At 60.9% G+C, this 17371-nt stretch carries 21 protein-coding genes; 8 read left to right on the top strand and 13 right to left on the bottom strand.

Features of this window, described 5'->3' with window-relative positions; genetic code table 11:
- Position 1 precedes the first annotated feature (1 nt).
- Together V7660_RS14835 and V7660_RS14830 are read right to left on the bottom strand one after the other, a co-directional pair.
- A complete protein-coding gene (locus V7660_RS14835; protein ID WP_335603829.1) occupies positions 2 to 322 on the bottom strand; it encodes a hypothetical protein in 321 nt (106 codons plus the stop codon).
- Positions 322 to 1194, bottom strand: coding sequence for an isoaspartyl peptidase/L-asparaginase family protein (locus V7660_RS14830; RefSeq protein ID WP_335603828.1), 873 nt, complete (start codon positions 1192 to 1194; stop codon positions 322 to 324). Before V7660_RS14830 ends, V7660_RS14835 begins: the two co-directional genes overlap by 1 nt.
- Positions 1195 to 1293: 99 nt before the next feature.
- Here V7660_RS14830 and V7660_RS14825 point away from each other — a divergent pair, with 99 nt between their 5' ends.
- The 3 genes from V7660_RS14825 to V7660_RS14815 all read left to right on the top strand — a co-directional run bounded on the left by V7660_RS14825 (position 1294) and on the right by V7660_RS14815 (position 3096).
- Complete coding sequence (locus tag V7660_RS14825) at positions 1294 to 2283, top strand: NADPH:quinone oxidoreductase family protein (RefSeq protein ID WP_290501670.1); 990 nt, start codon at positions 1294 to 1296, stop codon at positions 2281 to 2283.
- A gap of 75 nt (positions 2284 to 2358) precedes the next feature.
- Positions 2359 to 2658: a PilZ domain-containing protein gene (locus V7660_RS14820; protein WP_335603827.1), complete on the top strand. Its 300-nt coding sequence runs from the start codon at positions 2359 to 2361 to the stop codon at positions 2656 to 2658.
- Positions 2659 to 2787: 129 nt separating this feature from the next.
- Entirely contained in the window at positions 2788 to 3096 is a 309-nt protein-coding gene (locus tag V7660_RS14815; RefSeq protein WP_335603826.1) for a PilZ domain-containing protein, read from the top strand.
- Positions 3097 to 3169: 73 nt separating this feature from the next.
- Here the strand turns inward: V7660_RS14815 and dnaK are convergent, their stop codons facing one another.
- A complete protein-coding gene (gene dnaK / locus V7660_RS14810) occupies positions 3170 to 5083 on the bottom strand; it encodes a molecular chaperone DnaK (RefSeq protein WP_335603825.1) in 1914 nt (637 codons plus the stop codon).
- Between the two features lie 304 nt (positions 5084 to 5387).
- Here dnaK and V7660_RS14805 point away from each other — a divergent pair, with 304 nt between their 5' ends.
- Positions 5388 to 5600 (top strand): DUF2061 domain-containing protein, encoded by a 213-nt coding sequence (locus V7660_RS14805; RefSeq protein ID WP_335603824.1) that lies wholly within the window; start codon positions 5388 to 5390, stop codon positions 5598 to 5600.
- 72 nt (positions 5601 to 5672) lie between these two features.
- The gene (locus tag V7660_RS14800; RefSeq protein WP_335603823.1) at positions 5673 to 6518 is read left to right on the top strand and encodes a hypothetical protein; all 846 of its coding nucleotides are present in this window, start codon (positions 5673 to 5675) and stop codon (positions 6516 to 6518) included.
- On the opposite strand, the gene V7660_RS14795 is transcribed toward V7660_RS14800, so the two are convergent.
- From V7660_RS14795 to V7660_RS14785, 3 genes are all read right to left on the bottom strand, one after another.
- Positions 6519 to 7133: a nucleotide exchange factor GrpE gene (locus V7660_RS14795; protein ID WP_335603822.1), complete on the bottom strand. Its 615-nt coding sequence runs from the start codon at positions 7131 to 7133 to the stop codon at positions 6519 to 6521.
- On the bottom strand, positions 7130 to 8221 hold the full coding sequence (hrcA, locus tag V7660_RS14790) for a heat-inducible transcriptional repressor HrcA (RefSeq protein WP_335603821.1): 1092 nt from the start codon (positions 8219 to 8221) through the stop codon (positions 7130 to 7132). The genes V7660_RS14795 and hrcA overlap by 4 nt, the downstream gene beginning before the upstream one ends.
- A 65-nt stretch (positions 8222 to 8286) precedes the next feature.
- Positions 8287 to 9957 (bottom strand): formate--tetrahydrofolate ligase, encoded by a 1671-nt coding sequence (locus tag V7660_RS14785; protein ID WP_442910056.1) that lies wholly within the window; start codon positions 9955 to 9957, stop codon positions 8287 to 8289.
- Positions 9958 to 10045: 88 nt separating this feature from the next.
- On the opposite strand from V7660_RS14785, the gene rph reads away from it, so the two are divergent.
- Positions 10046 to 10771, top strand: coding sequence for a ribonuclease PH (gene rph, locus V7660_RS14780; protein ID WP_442910052.1), 726 nt, complete (start codon positions 10046 to 10048; stop codon positions 10769 to 10771).
- Here rph and V7660_RS14775 read toward each other — a convergent pair.
- The 5 genes from V7660_RS14775 to V7660_RS14755 all read right to left on the bottom strand — a co-directional run bounded on the left by V7660_RS14775 (position 10768) and on the right by V7660_RS14755 (position 12972).
- Positions 10768 to 11196: a group III truncated hemoglobin gene (locus V7660_RS14775; RefSeq protein WP_335603819.1), complete on the bottom strand. Its 429-nt coding sequence runs from the start codon at positions 11194 to 11196 to the stop codon at positions 10768 to 10770. The genes rph and V7660_RS14775 overlap by 4 nt on opposite strands.
- A 76-nt stretch (positions 11197 to 11272) precedes the next feature.
- A complete protein-coding gene (locus tag V7660_RS14770; protein WP_335603818.1) occupies positions 11273 to 11770 on the bottom strand; it encodes a CreA family protein in 498 nt (165 codons plus the stop codon).
- A gap of 42 nt (positions 11771 to 11812) precedes the next feature.
- A complete protein-coding gene (locus V7660_RS14765) occupies positions 11813 to 12199 on the bottom strand; it encodes a hypothetical protein (RefSeq protein ID WP_335603817.1) in 387 nt (128 codons plus the stop codon).
- Positions 12200 to 12439, bottom strand: a complete 240-nt coding sequence (locus V7660_RS14760) for a helix-turn-helix domain-containing protein (protein WP_335603816.1) — start codon at positions 12437 to 12439, stop codon at positions 12200 to 12202. It lies immediately after the preceding gene.
- Between the two features lie 11 nt (positions 12440 to 12450).
- Complete coding sequence (locus tag V7660_RS14755) at positions 12451 to 12972, bottom strand: DUF2975 domain-containing protein (protein WP_335603815.1); 522 nt, start codon at positions 12970 to 12972, stop codon at positions 12451 to 12453.
- Between the two features lie 133 nt (positions 12973 to 13105).
- On the opposite strand from V7660_RS14755, the gene rdgB reads away from it, so the two are divergent.
- Both rdgB and hemW read left to right on the top strand, forming a co-directional pair.
- Positions 13106 to 13714 carry an RdgB/HAM1 family non-canonical purine NTP pyrophosphatase gene (gene rdgB / locus V7660_RS14750; protein ID WP_348210611.1) on the top strand — a complete coding sequence of 203 codons (609 nt, stop codon included), beginning with the start codon at positions 13106 to 13108 and terminating at the stop codon, positions 13712 to 13714.
- The gene (gene hemW, locus V7660_RS14745) at positions 13711 to 14883 is read left to right on the top strand and encodes a radical SAM family heme chaperone HemW (protein WP_335603813.1); all 1173 of its coding nucleotides are present in this window, start codon (positions 13711 to 13713) and stop codon (positions 14881 to 14883) included. The genes rdgB and hemW overlap by 4 nt, the downstream gene beginning before the upstream one ends.
- Here the strand turns inward: hemW and V7660_RS14740 are convergent.
- Positions 14875 to 15474, bottom strand: coding sequence for a thymidine kinase (locus V7660_RS14740; RefSeq protein ID WP_335603812.1), 600 nt, complete (start codon positions 15472 to 15474; stop codon positions 14875 to 14877). The genes hemW and V7660_RS14740 overlap by 9 nt on opposite strands.
- A 5-nt stretch (positions 15475 to 15479) precedes the next feature.
- A complete protein-coding gene (gene ggt, locus V7660_RS14735) occupies positions 15480 to 17303 on the bottom strand; it encodes a gamma-glutamyltransferase (protein ID WP_335603811.1) in 1824 nt (607 codons plus the stop codon).
- Between the last annotated feature and the right edge of the window lie 68 nt (positions 17304 to 17371).

Here is a 17371-nt window from a genome sequence, read left to right as displayed (position 1 = left end):
ATCAGAAGGCCTCCAGTCCGAACCTCAGGATCGCGAGCAGGCCGATCATCACGGGCAGCGTATAGACCGACACGCGCCGCGCGAGGCGCAGGTGTCCGAGCTGGCTCGGATAGGTTTCGTTGAGGTGAGTTGCGATTTCCGTGTGCGAGACGCGGCGGCCTGCATCCGCAACGCCTTGGCAGTATTCGGTATCGGAGGGCAGACCGCCGAACTTTTCTGTCAGGGCGCGGCGCAATGCGACCGAAATCATCCAGCGCATTTGCAGCGCCAGTAGCAGGATGAAAACGGTCAGACCCAGGAGGATGAAAAGGATAATATCCATCAGCCAAATGTTCCTACTTCGAATCTGCCGTTGGAATCTGCCATGGCCCGTTTCAGGCCGGACGAATTCCAGAGGGCGGAGATGTCGCCATTGGCGGACACCGCGATCATGCCGCCCTGGCCCCCCAGCATGCGGACATCATCCAGTGCGCCCTGGACAGCAGCTTCCAGCTGGGCGCCGCCATAGCGGATGCGGGCAGACACATCTGCCGCCGCAGCGGCGCGGATGAAGTATTCTCCCAGTCCCGTGCAGGAGACGGCGCAGCGCTCGTCTGCCCATGTGCCAGCGCCGACGAGGGGGGTGTCGCCGAGACGGCCCGGAGTCTTGCCGCGAATGCCCGCGGTTGAGGTGGCTGCGGACAGGTCACCATAAATATCGAGCGCGACCGCGCCGACCGTTCCGGTCGATGTGATCATGTCCTGACTCGTCATCTCTTCGACTGGGTCATAATACGCTTCCGGGTCTTCGATGATTTCCAGACCGGAATTGGCGAGCAGCTTCCGCGCACCATCGGCGATCAGCAGGACATTGGGCGTCTGTTCCATGACCGCGCGCGCGCAGGAGACCGGATTGCGGTATCCCTGCAAGGCCCCTACGGCGCCGGCCGTGCGGTTGCGGCCATCCATGATGGCGGCGTCCAGCTCATAGGCGCCATCAAGGTTTGGCGCAGCGCCCTTGCCAGCAAGGTAAAGGCCGGATTCTTCGAGCCCCTGGACCATGATTTCGACCACGTCGAGCGCAGCTTCCCCATCCTGCAGGCGGTTGGCACCATTCTTCAGCAGGGTCGCCAAATGGGCTTCCTGCAGGGAATAGTCGTGTCCGGGGATTGGCCCGGCGCCGCCATGCAGGGCCAGGGCCCATTTCTTTGCCATTTGAGTGCTACCTCTCCGCTACGTCAGGCTTGGACTTTTATCGGCCACACCGCTACCGTCTGCGAGCAGAAACAACAAGACGGGAAGGAAGTTGCAGGCATGAAAGCAGTGCTCTCCAAGGAAGTAGGCGGACCGGACACATTGGTGCTGGAAGAGGCGCCCATGCCGGAATGCGGCAAGGGTCAGGTCCTGATCGAAGTTAAGGCGTGCGGGGTGAATTTCCCGGATTCCCTGATCATCCAGGACATGTACCAGTTCAAGCCACCGCGCCCATTCTCCCCCGGTGGTGAGATCGCCGGTTTCGTCAAGGAAGTCGGCGAAGGCGTTTCGCATGTGAAGGCAGGTGACCGCGTGCTGGCGTCGATTGGCAATGGCGGCATGGCGGAATATGCCGTCGCGGCACAGCACGCCGTGATGCCCATTCCGGAAGGGATGCCGTTCGAAGAGGCGGCAGCCTTCATGATGACGTATGGCACCAGCTATTACGCGCTCAAGGATCGCGCTGACCCGAAACCGGGCGAAAAATTGCTCGTCCTCGGCGCCGCGGGCGGTGTTGGCATTGCGGCCGTCGAGCTTGGCAAGGCGATGGGCCTGGAAGTGATCGCAGCCTGCTCCACCCAGGAAAAGGTGGATTTCTGTCTCTCGAAAGGCGCCGACAAGGGCCTCGTCTATGCGCGTGAACTGGATCGGGACGGCCAGAAAGCCTTTTCAAACGACATCAAGGAAGTCTCAGGTGGCGGTGTCGACATCATCTATGATGGCGTGGGCGGCAATTACGCCGAACCGGCCGTGCGGGCGATGAACTGGGAAGGCCGTTTCCTCGTGATTGGATTCCCGGCCGGCATTCCGAAACTGCCGCTGAACCTCACTCTGCTGAAAAGCTGCGACATCCGGGGCGTGTTCTGGGGCGCGGCGGTTGCGCGGGATCCGAAAGCGCACCAGCAGAATGTGGCGGAACTGTTCAAGCTGTACGGCGAAGGCAAGATCCGGCCACACGTCTCAAACACCTATCCGCTCGAGAAATCAGCCGATGCGATTCAGGAGCTGATGGACCGGAAAGCGCAGGGCAAGGTTGTCGTCGTGATCTAGTCCCATTCCGGGACAACTGCTGATACACTGCTATCCCGGCGGGAAATTCCTGTGAGTTCTCTGTAATGCTGAGGCATGGCAGACAATCTTGCACAGACATTTCCCGCCGCTTCTTCTGAGCGACGCGGGGCAGCGCGGCGGCGTACCCTCCGCCGTGCCCGCGTGGTCGTTAACAATTCCTACAGTACGTTTGACGCCCTTGTCCGCGATGTATCGGAAGGCGGGGCGCAATTGAAACTGCCCACGGTATGGGCCGTCCCCACCGAATTCGACTTGCAGATTGTCACGCCTCTGGGCACGGTGGAGACGATCGTCCCGTGCCAGAAGAAATGGCAAAGCGGCGATCATCTTGGCGCCCAGTATGTCGCGCCCTGATCGCTTCTGTCTTCGTTTCTCGTAAGTGCGCCGCCGGATCGCTCCGGCGCGTTTCAACACACTCGGCCGACTGTCGTGCCAATTGCAGTCGGCCGCTGAACCGAACCAATTCTCACGCATAAATCCCGCATGACTGAAGACACTTCCAAAGATACCGACGAACAACCCTCACAGGATCGCGCGACCCAGCGCCTGCGCACATTGCGGCGGGGGCGAATTGTCATGAACCGTCGTCACAGTTCAGTTGATGTGGTGGTGCGTGACCTGTCCGCGACCGGGGCCAAGCTGAAGCTCCAGGAAATCTGGATGGTGCCGACAGAGTTCGACCTGCAGCTGCTGTCGCCGAGCGGAGCCGTGGAGCTGGTCGTGCCGTGTCAGAGGCGGTGGCAGACCGGCATTCTGGTGGGCGCGCAATTTGTTCGGCCGGCCGGATCCTGAATAGCTGAACTGACCAAGAAAAAACCCGCCGGAGCGATCCGGCGGGTTTTTCTTTTAGGTGTGGTCAGCCGCCTTAAGCTGACTTCTGGTCGCCATCGACTTCCTCGAAGTCGGCATCGACCACATCGTCGCCGTCGGCTGCCGCATCGGCGGCTGCGTCCGCAGTAGCCGCTTCATCCTGCTGGCTGGCATAGATTGCCTCGCCGAGCTTCATGGCAGCCGTCATCAGGGCCTGATGCTTGGCCTGGATGTCAGCGATGTTGTCGCCTTCACGGGCCTCTTTCAGTTCGTCAGAGGCTGTCTTGATCTCGGCTTTCACCTCGTCAGACACCTTGTCGCCATGCTCTTCGACCTGTTTCTCGGTCTGGTGCACCAGCGCTTCGGCCTGGTTCTTGGCTTCCACGAGTTCGCGGCGGGCCTTGTCGGCGCCGGCATTGGCTTCGGCGTCGGCCATCATGTTCTTGATGTCGTCGTCCGTCAGGCCGCCATCTGCCTGGATGGTGATTTGCTGTTCCTTGCCGGTGGCCTTGTCCTTGGCGGACACGGACACGATGCCGTTGGCGTCGATGTCGAAAGTCACTTCGATCTGCGGAACACCGCGGGGTGCCGGCGGGATGCCTTCGAGATTGAACTGGCCGAGCATCTTGTTGTCGACGGCCATTTCGCGCTCACCCTGGAAGACCTTGATCGTCACGGCTGGCTGGTTGTCGTCAGCCGTCGAGAAGACCTGGGACTTCTTGGTCGGGATCGTCGTGTTGCGGTCGATCAGGCGCGTGAACACGCCGCCGAGGGTTTCGATGCCCAGCGACAGCGGGGTCACGTCGAGCAGGACCACATCTTTCACGTCGCCTTGCAGCACGCCGCCCTGAATGGCCGCGCCGATAGCCACGACTTCATCCGGGTTCACGCCCTTGTGCGGCTCGCGGTCGAAGAATTTCTTCACCGCTTCCTGAACAGCCGGCATACGGGTCATGCCGCCAACGAGCACAACTTCGTCGATGTCGGCAGGAGATTTGCCAGCATCTGCGAGCGCCTTCTTGCACGGCTCGATGGTGCGCTTGACCAGGTCTTCGACAAGGCTTTCGAACTTGGCGCGCGTCAGCTTGATGTTGAGGTGTTTCGGACCCGTCGCATCGGCCGTGATGAAGGGAAGATTCACTTCATACTGGCTGGCAGAGGAGAGTTCCTTCTTGGCCTTCTCGGCTTCTTCCTTGAGGCGCTGGAGGGCAAGCTTGTCGGATTTCAGGTCGATGCCCTGATCCTTCTTGAACTCTTCTGCGAGGAAGTCGACGATCCGGAGGTCGAAGTCTTCACCGCCGAGGAAGGTGTCACCATTGGTGGACAGCACTTCGAAAACACCATCACCGATTTCCAGCAGGGAGACGTCGAACGTCCCACCGCCAAGGTCGTAGACGGCAATTGTCTTTGACTGTTCGTCCTTGTCGAGGCCGTAAGCGAGCGCTGCGGCTGTTGGCTCGTTGATGATCCGCAGGACTTCAAGGCCTGCGATCTTGCCGGCGTCTTTGGTTGCCTGACGTTGCGCATCGTTGAAGTAGGCCGGAACGGTGATGACCGCCTGGGTCACTTCGCTGCCGAGATAGGCTTCCGCCGTTTCCTTCATCTTGGTCAGGATGAAGGCAGATACTTCCTGCGGGGCATAATCCTTGTCACGGCCTTTCACCCAGGCGTCGCCTGCAGGGCCTTTGACGATTTCGAACGGAGAAATCTCCTTGTCCTTCTGCGCGGTCGGATCGTCGAACTGACGGCCGATCAGGCGCTTGATGGCATAGAAGGTGAAATCCGGGTTGGTGACAGCCTGGCGCCGGGCCGGCATGCCGATCAGGCGTTCGCCGCCTTCGGTAAAGGCGACAACGGACGGGGTCGTGCGCTGGCCTTCTGCGTTTTCAATGACCTTTGCCTGTCCGCCTTCCATGACGGCGACACAGGAGTTGGTGGTTCCAAGGTCAATACCAATGATTTTGCTCATGTTGCATCTCTCTTTTTATCAAGCCGCCACGGGCCATGTTCTGTTGCGGTCTGCTCAGCAGCCCCGGACAGCCAGTGGCTCTTTCCAAGGGTTCAAATGAGGCGGCGGTAACGGGTTTCATCCGTGCGCCGGTTCGACTTGCGATATGGGAAGGGTTTAGCGTGTCTCAAGGGGGTAGCAATACGTAGCTGTACAGGATTTTGGTGCTTAGCTGCGATAGATCGGCCCTATGGCAGCTTCCATGTCTATTTATTTGATAATGGTTCTCACTCGCACTACATCAATCGGTGTGAAAGGAAATTCCATGCCGCGCCAACTTATCAAGACAATGACCTATAGCCTGATGCATCTGACGGTTGCCATTGCCGTGGCGTTTGCCCTGACGCGCAACTGGCATGCTGCCCTCGCCATCGGCCTGATCGAGCCTGCGGTGCAGACAATTGCCTACACCTTCCATGAGCGGCTGTGGGCCCGCCTGCCGGGTCGCAGACGCAACGCGCTTGAACCTATGGGCTGAGGGGCCTCGGAAAGGCTGGACGTTCCTGTCTCCCATTGGGCATAGTGCCCAAAAGCAAAGAGGGGACGACAGATGTTACGCAGATTTCTTCCGATAACAGCCATCCTGCTTGCGGCGGGCTGCGTGCAAGCACCGGCCGAGCCCGAAGCGGCTGCTCTGTCGATCCCCAATATTGAGCAAGCCTGGAGTGCCGAGGGCTTTGAAAGTCCCGAAGGCGTGGCTGCTGCCCCGGATGGCGGATATTTCATCTCCAATGTGGTCGGGGAGGGGAGCGTAAAGGATGGAGATGGCTATATCGCGCACCTCTCGCATGACGGCGTCATCACCAAGCGCTACTGGGCCGCGAAGCTGGATGCCCCGAAAGGCATGGCTGTGCTGGATGGCGCGCTATACGCGACTGATATCGATAATGTGGTCATGTTCGGGGTCGCCGACGGCAAGCGTCTCGGAAAAGTACGCATCGAGGGCGCCAAATTCCTGAATGATGCCACGCCCTGGGATGGCGCGATCTATGTTTCGGATTCCGGCGACGCCGCGATCTACCGGATTTCAGACGGCGCGGCTGAGCTCTGGCTGCAGGACGAGCGGCTCGCAGGCGTGAACGGCCTTCTGGGCGAGGGTGACCGGATGCTTGTTTCTACCATGACCACCGGCAGTCTGTTCAGCGTGACCGCGGAAGGCGAATTGACCGAAATTGCGTCCGGCATGAAGAATGCCGACGGGATCGGACTCGTCCCCGGCGGCGGCTACCTGGTTTCTTCGTGGCCCGGCCAGATCCATTATGTCGGTAAGGACGGCGTCGTCACGACATTGGTCGATGGTGAGGTCATGCAGAATGACCTCACCGTGATCGGCGATACAGTGATCGTACCCAATTGGGGGCAGAATACAGTGACTGTCTGGAAAGTCAGTCGTTGATCAGTTCGCCGCGCCGGCGCTAACGGCCACCATGGCGGCGCGCAGGGTGCGTTCGCCGATCTTCCAGCCGGGCTGGAAGCAGGACGCTATGGTGCCGTTTGGCTGGTCAGACGGAATGTTTGCAACGGCCTGATGCAAATTCGGATCGAATGTGTCGCCGGGCAGGGCGGCAATCACCGTGACGCCATGACGGGCGAGGGCTGTGTGAAGCTCCTTTTCCGTCATCTCGATGCCTTCGAACAGGTTCCGGCCCGCCTCTGACAGGGCGGCGCGGTCGTCATCCGTCAAGGCTGCGAGGGCGCGGGAAAGGTTGTCCGACACGCTGAGCAGGTCGCCGGCAAATTTTTCGATAGCGTAGATGCGGGCATCCGCAACCTGACGCTCGGCGCGCTTGCGCGTGTTGTCTAGGTCAGCCAGCGTGCGCAACAATTGCTCGCGCAGCTCTTCTTTCTCGATTTCAAGTCGCTGCACAGGATCAATGTCCGCCGTCGTTTCAGGTTCATCCGCCTGTTTGGGCGCAGACTTCAGGATATCGTCCGCAGCCGCTTTCAGGTCTGCCTTGGAGGCATTGGAATCGATTTCAGCGGTTTCGCCGGGTTTGGTTTCGTCGCTCATCCATTTGTTTCCTTCTTGCGGCGTGTGGACAGGAGCTGCCCGACCACTTTCGCCGTATAATCCACCATGGGTATCACGCGGGCATAATTCAGCCTGGTGGGGCCAATCACGCCAAGTGCGCCGATAACCTGTTTTCCGCCTCCCATATAGGGAGCTACAATCACACTTGAACCCGATAGCGGGAAAAGCTGGTTCTCCGCCCCGATGAAAAGGCGAACCCCATCGGCTTCGCGGGTCGTATCGAGGATATCAAGCAGGCTTTGCTGGCGTTCAAGTTCGTTGAACAGCTGGCGCACCCGGTCAAGGTCTTCCGCGGCCTGTGCATCTTCGAGCAAATTCGCGCGGCCCCGCACGATCAGGGAGCGTCCCCGTCCGGGCGCATCACCGCTCCATTGCGCGAGCCCCTGTTCGACAAGGGAAGAGGCGGCCTGGTCCAGCGCGGCGCGATGAGAGCGCAATTCCAGACGGATATCGCTGGCGACTTCCGACAGGGTCCGGCCGCGCACGCGAGTCGAGAGATAATTGCCGGCCTCGATCAGTGTGGTGGCTGGCAGGCCCTCGGGCACTTCGACGATGCGGTTCTCGACATCTCCATCCTCGGTGACAATCACGCACAGCGCTTCGCGTCCGCCGAGCGGCACGAATTCGGCGTGCCTTACCACCGCGTCGCGGGTCGGGGACGAGACGAGGCCCGCGCCCCCGGTCAGGCCGGAGAGGATGTTCGAGGCTTCGCCCATGACGGCTTCGATGTCGGTGCCTGCGGATTTCAGCCGGTCGTCGATTTCCATCCGGTCGTCGCGGCTCGGCTCGCCGATTTCGAGGAAGCCGTCCACGAACAGGCGCAGGCCGGTATGGGTGGGGGCGCGTCCGGCAGAGATGTGGGGCGATTCCAGCAGGCCGAGTTCGGTCAGATCTGCCATCACATTGCGGATGGACGCAGGGGACAGGGCAATACCGCTTTTCGACAGCGTGCGGGAGCCGACCGGTTCGCCCGTGGTCAGGTAGCCTTCGACAATCTCCCGGAAAATGTCGCGCGAGCGCTGGTCGAGGCGCTGCAACAGGGAGTGCGTGTCGAGTGGCTGGATCATCCCTTATTGATTAGGCGCGCGTCGCCCCGCGTTCAACAGGTTTCACATCCCATACTGAGTGCCGATCAGGAGAGGCCTTCGATCTGGCCGCTGCTGTTCAGGTGCATGCCTTCGGCGGCGGGCTGGCGCGGCAGGCCCGGCATGGTGACAATGTCGCCGCAAATACCCACCACAAAGCCGGCACCCGCCGACAGGCGCACATCGCGCAGATGGAGCACATGATCCTCTGGAGCGCCGACCAGTTTTGCATCGCTTGAGAAACTGTAGGGCGTTTTCGCCATGCAGACCGGGAACTGACCAAAGCCTGCCTTTTCCCAGCGTTCGAGCTGGTTGCGGACTCTGGGAGCTGCTTCGACATGACTTGCGCGGTAGATGCGGCGGGCGACCGTCTCGATCTTTTCGAACAGGGGCATGTCCGACGGATAGAGAGGCTCGAAGCTGGAGGGCGTGTCGTTCGCGAGGCGGGTAACCGTGCGGGCAAGTTCCTCGGCGCCGTGGCCGCCCTCGGCCCAGTGCGTGCAGATGGACACGGGCACGTCCTGCTGGGCGCAATAGGCTTCGATGGCTGCAATCTCTCCGGAGGTGTCGGAGGTGAACCGATTGATGGCGACCACGACCGGAACATTGAACTGTTTCACATTCTCGATGTGGCGGCCGAGATTGGCGAGGCCTCTTTCCAGCGAGTCATAGCTGACCGTTCCGGCGTCTTCCTTGGACACGCCGCCATGCATCTTGAGCGCGCGGACGGTGGCGACGAGCACGGCTGCGCTGGGCGCGAGGCCTGCCTGCCGGCATTTGATGTTGAAGAATTTCTCGGCGCCAAGATCCGCGCCGAAGCCGGCTTCGGTGACGACGAAATCCGCCATCTTGAGCGCGGCCTGTGTCGCGATGACCGAGCTGCAGCCATGCGCAATATTGGCGAACGGGCCGCCATGGATCAGCGCGGGGTTGCCTTCCAGGGTCTGGACGAGGTTTGGCAGCATGGCGTCTTTCAGCAAGGCCATCATGGCGCCGACGGCGTTCATTTCCTTGGCTGTGACCGCCACGCGCCCGCGGCGATAGCCGATGACCATGCGTTCCAGCCGGTCCTGAAGGTCGTGGGCATCTTTGGCGAGGCAGAGGATGGCCATGATCTCCGAGGCAACAGTGATGTCAAACCCCGTTTCCATCGGCGTGCCATTCGGGCTGCCGCCCAGGCCGGTGACGACATTGCGGAGGTTGCGGTCATTCATGTCCATGACGCGCCGCCAGCTGATCCGTGTGGGATCGATGCCGCTTTCCCCGCCCCAGTGAACATGATTGTCGATCATGGCCGCCAGCAAATTGTGGGCGGATGTAATGGCGTGGAAGTCGCCGGTGAAATGGAGGTTGATGTCCTCCATCGGCACCACTTGTGCCTGTCCGCCGCCTGTCGCGCCGCCTTTCATCCCGAAGCAGGGGCCCAAGGAAGGCTCGCGCAGGCAGAGCAGGGTCCGTTCACCAATCCGGTTCATTGCATCAGTCAGGCCGATGCTGGTGGTGGTCTTGCCTTCGCCGGCGGGCGTGGGATTGACGGCAGTGACCAGGATCAGCTTGCCATCGGGCTTTGACTTGATCGCGGCGAGATGATCGCCGGCGATCTTCGCCTTGTCGTGCCCATAGGGGATAAGGTTGGCCACATCGATTTCGAGCGCCTCGGCCAGTTCGTGGATGGGCCGCTTCTTCGCGTTCCGGGCAATCTCGATATCTGTCGGCATGTTTCCCCACCAGTAGTGAACCTCTTTCCCGGTGTAGACAGGCGCGCCAAAACCCGCAATCAGGCAGGGCAGCAAAGAGGATTTCAAGATGAGCACGCTTATCCGTCCGTCCGGACGCGCTTTTGACCAGCTCCGCGAGGTGACGCTGGAGACCAATGTGACCCGCTATGCCGAGGGATCATGTCTCGCCAAATTCGGCAATACGCATGTCCTGTGCACGGCCAGCTGGGAAAAGAGTGTGCCGCCCTGGCTGAAAGGGCAGGGCAAGGGCTGGGTTACGGCGGAATACGGCATGCTGCCCCGCGCGACGCATACACGTGGTCGCCGGGAAGCCGCCTCCGGCAAACAATCCGGCCGCACGCAGGAAATCCAGCGCCTGATTGGGCGTTCCCTGCGGTCGGTTTGTGACCTCAAGGCGCTCGGCGAAAACCAGATCACGATCGATTGTGACGTGTTGCAGGCCGATGGCGGCACGCGGACAGCCTCAATCACCGGCGGTTTTGTGGCCCTGGCGATGGCGTGTCGCTATCTGCGCGCTGAAGGCGTCATCTCGGCGAACCCGATCGCCAAGCAGGCGGCGGCCATTTCGGTCGGCATCTATCAGGACAATCCGGTCCTGGATGTGGACTATCCGGAAGACTCACGCGGCGAAGCCGACATGAATGTCGTCATGAGTTCCGATGGCGGGTTCATCGAGGTCCAGGGCACTGGCGAAGAGCGCCCAATGACGCGCGTGGAACTGGATGAAATGCTGCGCCTTGCCGAAAAGGGCTGCATGGAATTGTTCGAGGCCCAGCGGGCCGCGCTGGGCTAGGTGCCCAGTTCGAACATGCCGAGCTGGAAGCTGCGGGCAATCCGGTTGGCGCGTTCCATGAAATAGTCGACCGTTTCGGCATTGCTGGTCAGGTCTTCCAGGGTCAGCCTGAACAGAGCGAGCCAGATATTGAAATGGGCGGGCGTGATGCCCGTCAATTTCATATGTGCCGGGAAGGGCTTTCCGGAATACCGCCCGGTATTCATCGCGACGGACGACCAGAAATCCTTCATCGTGGCGAGATGCGGGCCCCAATGGTCCCCGATCTCGCCCTCGAAGACGGGGCCGAGCAGCGGATGGGGTCGCACGCGCGTATAGAAAGCATCGACAAGGTCCGAGATGAACGCCTCGTCGATGCCAAGACGGGCGGCATTTTCCTGAATCTCGCGGCGGCGATCTTCTGCGGATCGAATACGAAGGGTCATGCCTTGCCAGATGGCCGCCTGATCGGGCGGCGTCCATACGTGAAATCCGAAAGGCTGCGATTTGGACCGGAACGGCCTAGTCGCCGGAAGCCGGCTTCCCGTTCTGCCAGGTCACGTCGCGGTCAAACAGGGGCACGGTCGACAGGCTCATCTTGGCCGAGCCGTCCACGATCTTGCGGCTGTAGGAAACGTACATCAGGCTGTCGGAGTCCGCATCATAGATGCGGCGCACGGCGAGCTGCTTGAAAACGAGGCTTTGATTCTGGTCGAACACTTCCTCGCCCGATTTGTCGAGATCAATCCGGCCGATGCGGATCGGGCCAGACTGCAGGCAGGAGATTGAGGAATTGGAGGGGTTTTCGAACCAGTTGCCCTTGCCGATCCGGTCCCAGACGCCGCGATCGAAATAGGAGAGATGACAGACGACGCCTTCAATCTTCGGATCCTCCAATTGCTTTATCTTGATCTCATTGCCGAGCCAGTCATTCTTGAATTCGCCGACTTCCTTGTCCCCACCGCAGGCTGTGAGGGGAAGAATCAGGGCGAGCATCGCGCAGGCAATTTTGTGGGTCATGCAGCAGTTACGCCGGGCTCTCGCCCGCGTTCCCCGTCTGGTTCAGTAAGGATTGCGTGTGCTGGATAGCATGTCGCCGAGCGCCCGCACAGTCGCCGCGCCAATCTGCAGGGGCGTCGGCCTGCGGCGATGCGCGTGGCGGACGAGATGGCCGCAATTGGAGCCGAACAGATCGTAATCACGGCCAAGCTGGCGGCGAGCGCGGCCCTCCACGAGATGGCCGTCGAGCGAGCTATAGCGGCGATGCAGGCGAATGGTGCGGCCCGTGGCGAAGTCTTCCGGGCGCTGTTCGATCACGCCATCATGCAGGCGGGAATTACTGATGATGGTTCCGCGGGACGTTACCACGCCATAATGCGACAGGACCGCGCCAAACCTGACTGAGACCACATCGCCCGGATTGAAGGGCAGGGCGCGCCGGCGGTCCATCTACTCGGCCGCGACCTGTTCATGGTCGGCTGAATCTTCGTCATCGAAGGTGAGCAGGTCACCCGGCTGACACTCCAGCTCGCGGCAGAGCGCTTCAAGCGTCGAGAACCGAACGGCCTTTGCCTTGCCGGTTTTCAGGATTGAGAGATTGGCGAGCGTTACGCCGACGCGTTCCGACAGCTCTGTCAGGGACATGCGGCGGTCAAGAAGCACTCGGTCGAGGGTCACGCGTATGGACATATCCTGTGCTCCTATATGGTCATTTTTTCTTCGTCGCGAAGGCGTGTGCCCTCCCGGAAGACTTGGGACAGGATGAAGAGCGCCGCAACCGATGCCCATGCGATAAGGTCGAAGGAGAGTTGTATCTTGGCCCCTTCGACGGACAGTCCAATTACCAGCGCGATCGCGTAGCGCATCAATTGCGTCACCGCAATCGCGATGGCGATTCGCGTCAATCGGACGGCATTATCCGGTACGAAAGGGTCGCCAGCCGTGAGCGTTGCCAGGATCTTGCGCAGTTCAAGGCAGACGAAAATGACGGCTGCGACGACCACGATGGCGCCCAGCAGGCCAGCGCTGAGCTCCTGAAGGGTGATATCATGGTCGTCGATCTTGACGGCGCCGATGCTGATCGGATTGCCGGACAGCATGGAAATTAATTCCACCCCGCCTGCGAGGATAACGATTGCGCCGATGAGGGCAGTCATCCACATGACAATCGTCACCAGCACGGTCATGATGGCGGCCATGGAATTTCCCGCGTTTGTACTCATGCGTCTCTATCTACCTTCCGGCCTTGTTGACTTGGACCCCGTTAACTTTATCGCTAAAGACGCAGGGCTTACCGAATAACGATATATACATTACTGACAAAAGCAAGAATAGGGCCATTACAGAATGGGTGAAATTAGCATGATTCGAAGGCTCTCGCCCGGGCGGCTGGTCGCAGCGACCCATAATCAGGGCAAGGTGTCGGAACTGAAGGATCTGTTCGAGCCGCTCGGCTTTGATGTTGTCTCGGCCATTGAACTGGATCTGCCCGAACCGGAAGAGACTGAAGCCACCTTTGCCGGCAATGCCATTCTCAAGGCGCGCGCGGCGGCCGAGGCCACCGGCGCCCCGGCCTTATCGGACGATTCTGGCCTGTCTGTTACAGCTTTGGGCGGCGCGCCCGGCATCTACTCCGCCCGATGGGCGGGACAGCCGCGCGATTTCAGCCGCGCCATGGAGAAGGTCCAGCGTGAGCTGGATGACATTGGCACCGCCGACCGGTCAGCCAAATTCGTCTGCGCGCTGGCCGTGGTCTGGCCGGATGGTCATGCCGAAGTCTTCGAGGGGGAAGTGCATGGTGAACTGACCTGGCCGCCGCGTGGCGACAAGGGGTTCGGCTATGATCCGGTTTTTATTGCAGATGGCGAATCCATCACATTCGGAGAGATGGAGCCGCAGCGGAAGCACGCCATGAGCCACCGCGCGAATGCTGTCGCCAAGCTGAAAGCCGCGCTGCTTTCATGAGTCAGGCGCCCAACCCTTTCGGTCCGGAATATGGATTTGGCATCTACGTCCACTGGCCGTACTGTACGAAGATCTGCCCTTACTGCGACTTCAATGTGTATGCCGCCAAGGATCGGGACAATTCCCCTCTGCTCAGCGCCATCCGGAAGGATCTCGAGATCCACCGCCCGCGCATGCCGGAGCATGGCAAGGCCGACAGTCTCTATCTGGGGGGCGGGACGCCATCCCTGCTGGCACCAGACGACATTGCGGGCCTTGTGACCGCCGCAGAGAACAGCTTTGGCCTGAAGCCGGACGCCGAGATCACCCTCGAAGCCAATCCGAACGACATCCTGCGGATGGATCTGGAAGGGCTGAAGGCGGCTGGTGTCAACCGCTTGTCCATCGGTGTGCAGTCTCTTCGGGACCACGCCCTGGCCTTCCTTGGCCGCGACCATGACAGCGAAATCGCACGCATGGCCATGACGCGCGCGATGAAAGTGTTCCGGAACAGTTCAATCGACCTGATCTATGCCCGCCCCGGCCAGTCACATGATGAGTGGCAGGCCGAGTTGGAAGAAATTCTGGATTTTGGCGCGCCGCATATATCCTTGTACGAATTGACCATTGAGGAACGGACCGCGTTCGGCAAGGCGGCGGCCCGGGGCCAGATGACGCCGATGGAAGATGACGACCAGGCCGATTTGTATGAGCTGACGCAGGATGTGCTGTCGTCTGCCGGCCTGCCCGCTTATGAAGTGTCCAATCATGCCGTGTCCGAGGCGTACCAGTCCCGGCATAACAAGACATACTGGAATGGCGGGGACTGGATCGGGGTGGGTCCAGGCGCGCACGGGCGGCTCAGCGTGGGCGGCAACCGGTATGCGTCGGAAGCGGAGCGCCAGCCGGCTGCCTATATCGCGAATGTGCAGGCGCTGGCGTCGGGCTGGTCCGATGCCTCAAAGCTCTATCCAATCGACAATGCGCGGGAATTGCTGGCGATGGGATTGAGGCCGGCCACCGGAATAGACCGACGTCGGATCGAAACCGTGGCTGACCGAGCGCTGCCGCAGGCGAAGATCGATGTGTTCGTCGATGAAGGCTGGATGGTGCAGGACGGGTCGCGGATCGCTCTTACCGCGAAAGGGCGGCTGCTGGCCGACGCCCTGACGGCGGAACTGTCACCCTGACACAGGGGCGGGGGGGAAGCGGCCCATCCGCTCCTCCCAATGACGCCGGCAAAGGGACAGATAGGTCGCCTTCGCGATGCTGACCTGTTCGCCTTCGGTCAGGGCTTTACCGTCCGGGCCCAGCCTTACTACCATCGTGGCCTTGCGACCGCATTCGCAGATCGTCCGGATTTCGCGCAAGGAGTCGGCGATGGCCAGCAGGGCCGCTGAGCCCTGGAACAATTCGCCCCGGAAATCGGTGCGCAGGCCATAGGACAGCACCGGCACGTTCAGATGATCTGCGATGCGGGCCAGTTGCCAGGCCTGTCCGTTGGTCAGAAACTGGGCTTCATCCACGAAAACGGCGCTGATCTTGTGATTGCTGATCGCGTCGCTGACGAGGGCGTACAAATCTGTCTTCTCCGTATAGAGAATGGCATCAGCGCCAATCCCGATCCGGGAAGAGATGTGCCCGTCCGCGTCATCCTTGTAGAGGGCGGAGGTCAGCAACAGGACCTCCATCCCCCGCTCGCGATAATTGTGGGCCGCTTGCAGCAGGATCGTCGATTTGCCCGCATTCATGGCGGCATAGGAAAAATAGAGCTTGGCCATGAGACCTATTCCAGAGGCTTCGCAACCCCTTCCCGGCGTGGGTCGGCGCCGCCTTCGAGGCCGTCTTCCCGCACGATGATGACGTGCAGACCGGAATTTTCGCCCTCTCGTTCTTCCACATCATAGCCCATTTCGCGTAAGGCGTCGGCGGCTTCCATACCGCCCGGCACGTCGATCTCGACCCCGACAGTGTCCCCGCGCGCGATGATGTTCGGCAGATTGATCGCTTCCTGTGCCGTCTTGCCCCATTCCAGCACTCCGACCAGAGTCTTTGAGACATAGGCCACGATGGAATTGCCGCCCGGCGAGCCGGTGACCATGAACAGATCGCCGTCAGGATCAAAAACGATGGTGGGCGACATCGAGCTGCGAGGGCGTTTCAGCGGGCCGGGCGCATTGGCCACCGGCTTGGTACCCTTGGTGGGCTCGCGCGAAAAGTCCGTCAGCTCATTGTTTAGCATGAAGCCGTGCACCATGAGGGAGGTGCCGAAGGCCGCTTCGACTGTCGCGGTCATGGAGACCGCGTTGCCTTCTGTATCCACGATCGAGATATGCGTCGTGCCCGGCGCATGCTCGGTGGCGTCCTCACCCCAGAGCGGGCGGATCGGATCGCGGCCAAGCGCAACCCCCGGATCGCCGGGGAAGCTCGCCGCATCGGGGGCGAAGGCTTCTTTTGCGCGGACGCGGAGATAGGCCGGGTTGATCAGATCCTTTGACGGCACCGGCACGAAGTCGGCGTCCGCAACATAATGGTCCCGGTCGGCATAGGTGAGACGCTGGGCGTCAACAAAGGCCTTCAAATAGCCCTCTTCGGTCATATCGGCCTCAGTCGTTGGCTCAAGCAGGTCGTAAAGTCCCATGATCATGTTCTGCGTCACGCCGCCGGAAGAGGGGGGCGGGGCAGAACAGATGCGGTAGCCATCCGCCCGATCACCGCACAGGGCAGGGCGGATTTTCACCGAATACGCGGAGAGATCCTCAAGGCTCATATTGCCGGGCGTCGCATCACTATTCACGGCATCAACAATCGCCTGCGCGATTTCGCCTTCATAAAAAGCGGAAGGCCCTTCCGCCGCGATGGCTGTCAGCGTGGCCGCATAGTCCGGATTGGTCCGGTTGAAGCCTGCGGGAAGCGGTTCGCCGCCCGGATAGAAATATTCAGAGGACACGGCCAGATCGTCCAGCCGCACCACACCGCGCAGGCGCGGATTTGCCAGAAGCTCGGCAAGGCGCGGCGAAACTTCGAACCCGTCTTCGGCCAGCTTGATGGCGGGCTGGAACAGGGTTTCCCAATCGAGTTTGCCGGCGGCCTCGTGAGACGTCTTGTAGAGGGCAATTTGGCCCGGCACGCCGACGGCCTTGCCGGACTGCCAGGCTTCGAGGAAGCCCAGTGGCTTGCCATCCTTCATGAAATGGTCGGGCGTGGTGGAGGCGGGCGCAACTTCCCGGCCATCGAAGACCGTGATCTCATCGCTGGCATGGTCGTAATAGACCATGAAGGCCCCACCGCCGAGGCCGGAGCTTTGCGGCTCGACGAGACCCAGTACGGAATGCACCGCGATGGCCGCATCAATCGCTGATCCGCCCTGACGCAACATCTCGAGACCGGCCTCGACGGCCCGTGGGTCTGCTGCGGCGACCATGGCGCCCTTGGTCCAGGCCTCTTGGGCTGGCTGGTCGACCTCAGCCACACCTTCTTCGGCTGATCTGGCCTGCTCGGCGGCTTCGGCCGCTCGTCTAGCCTCTTCGGTTGCATTGAACTGGCCATCGCCGCCCGGCGCGCAGGCGGAGAGTCCAATACAGGTGAGGAGAATCGGCAAACGTCTCATAAGGTGCCCCTTCGGCTTGGCGTGTGTTGCGGCAGACCTTATGAAACATCCCTCATGAGGGAAAGGTA

Source organism: Hyphomonas sp. (assembly GCF_036964145.1).
Classification (GTDB): domain Bacteria; phylum Pseudomonadota; class Alphaproteobacteria; order Caulobacterales; family Hyphomonadaceae; genus Hyphomonas.
The sequence above is the reverse complement of the archived record's forward strand: the minus strand, read 5'-3'. Positions and strand labels throughout refer to the sequence as shown.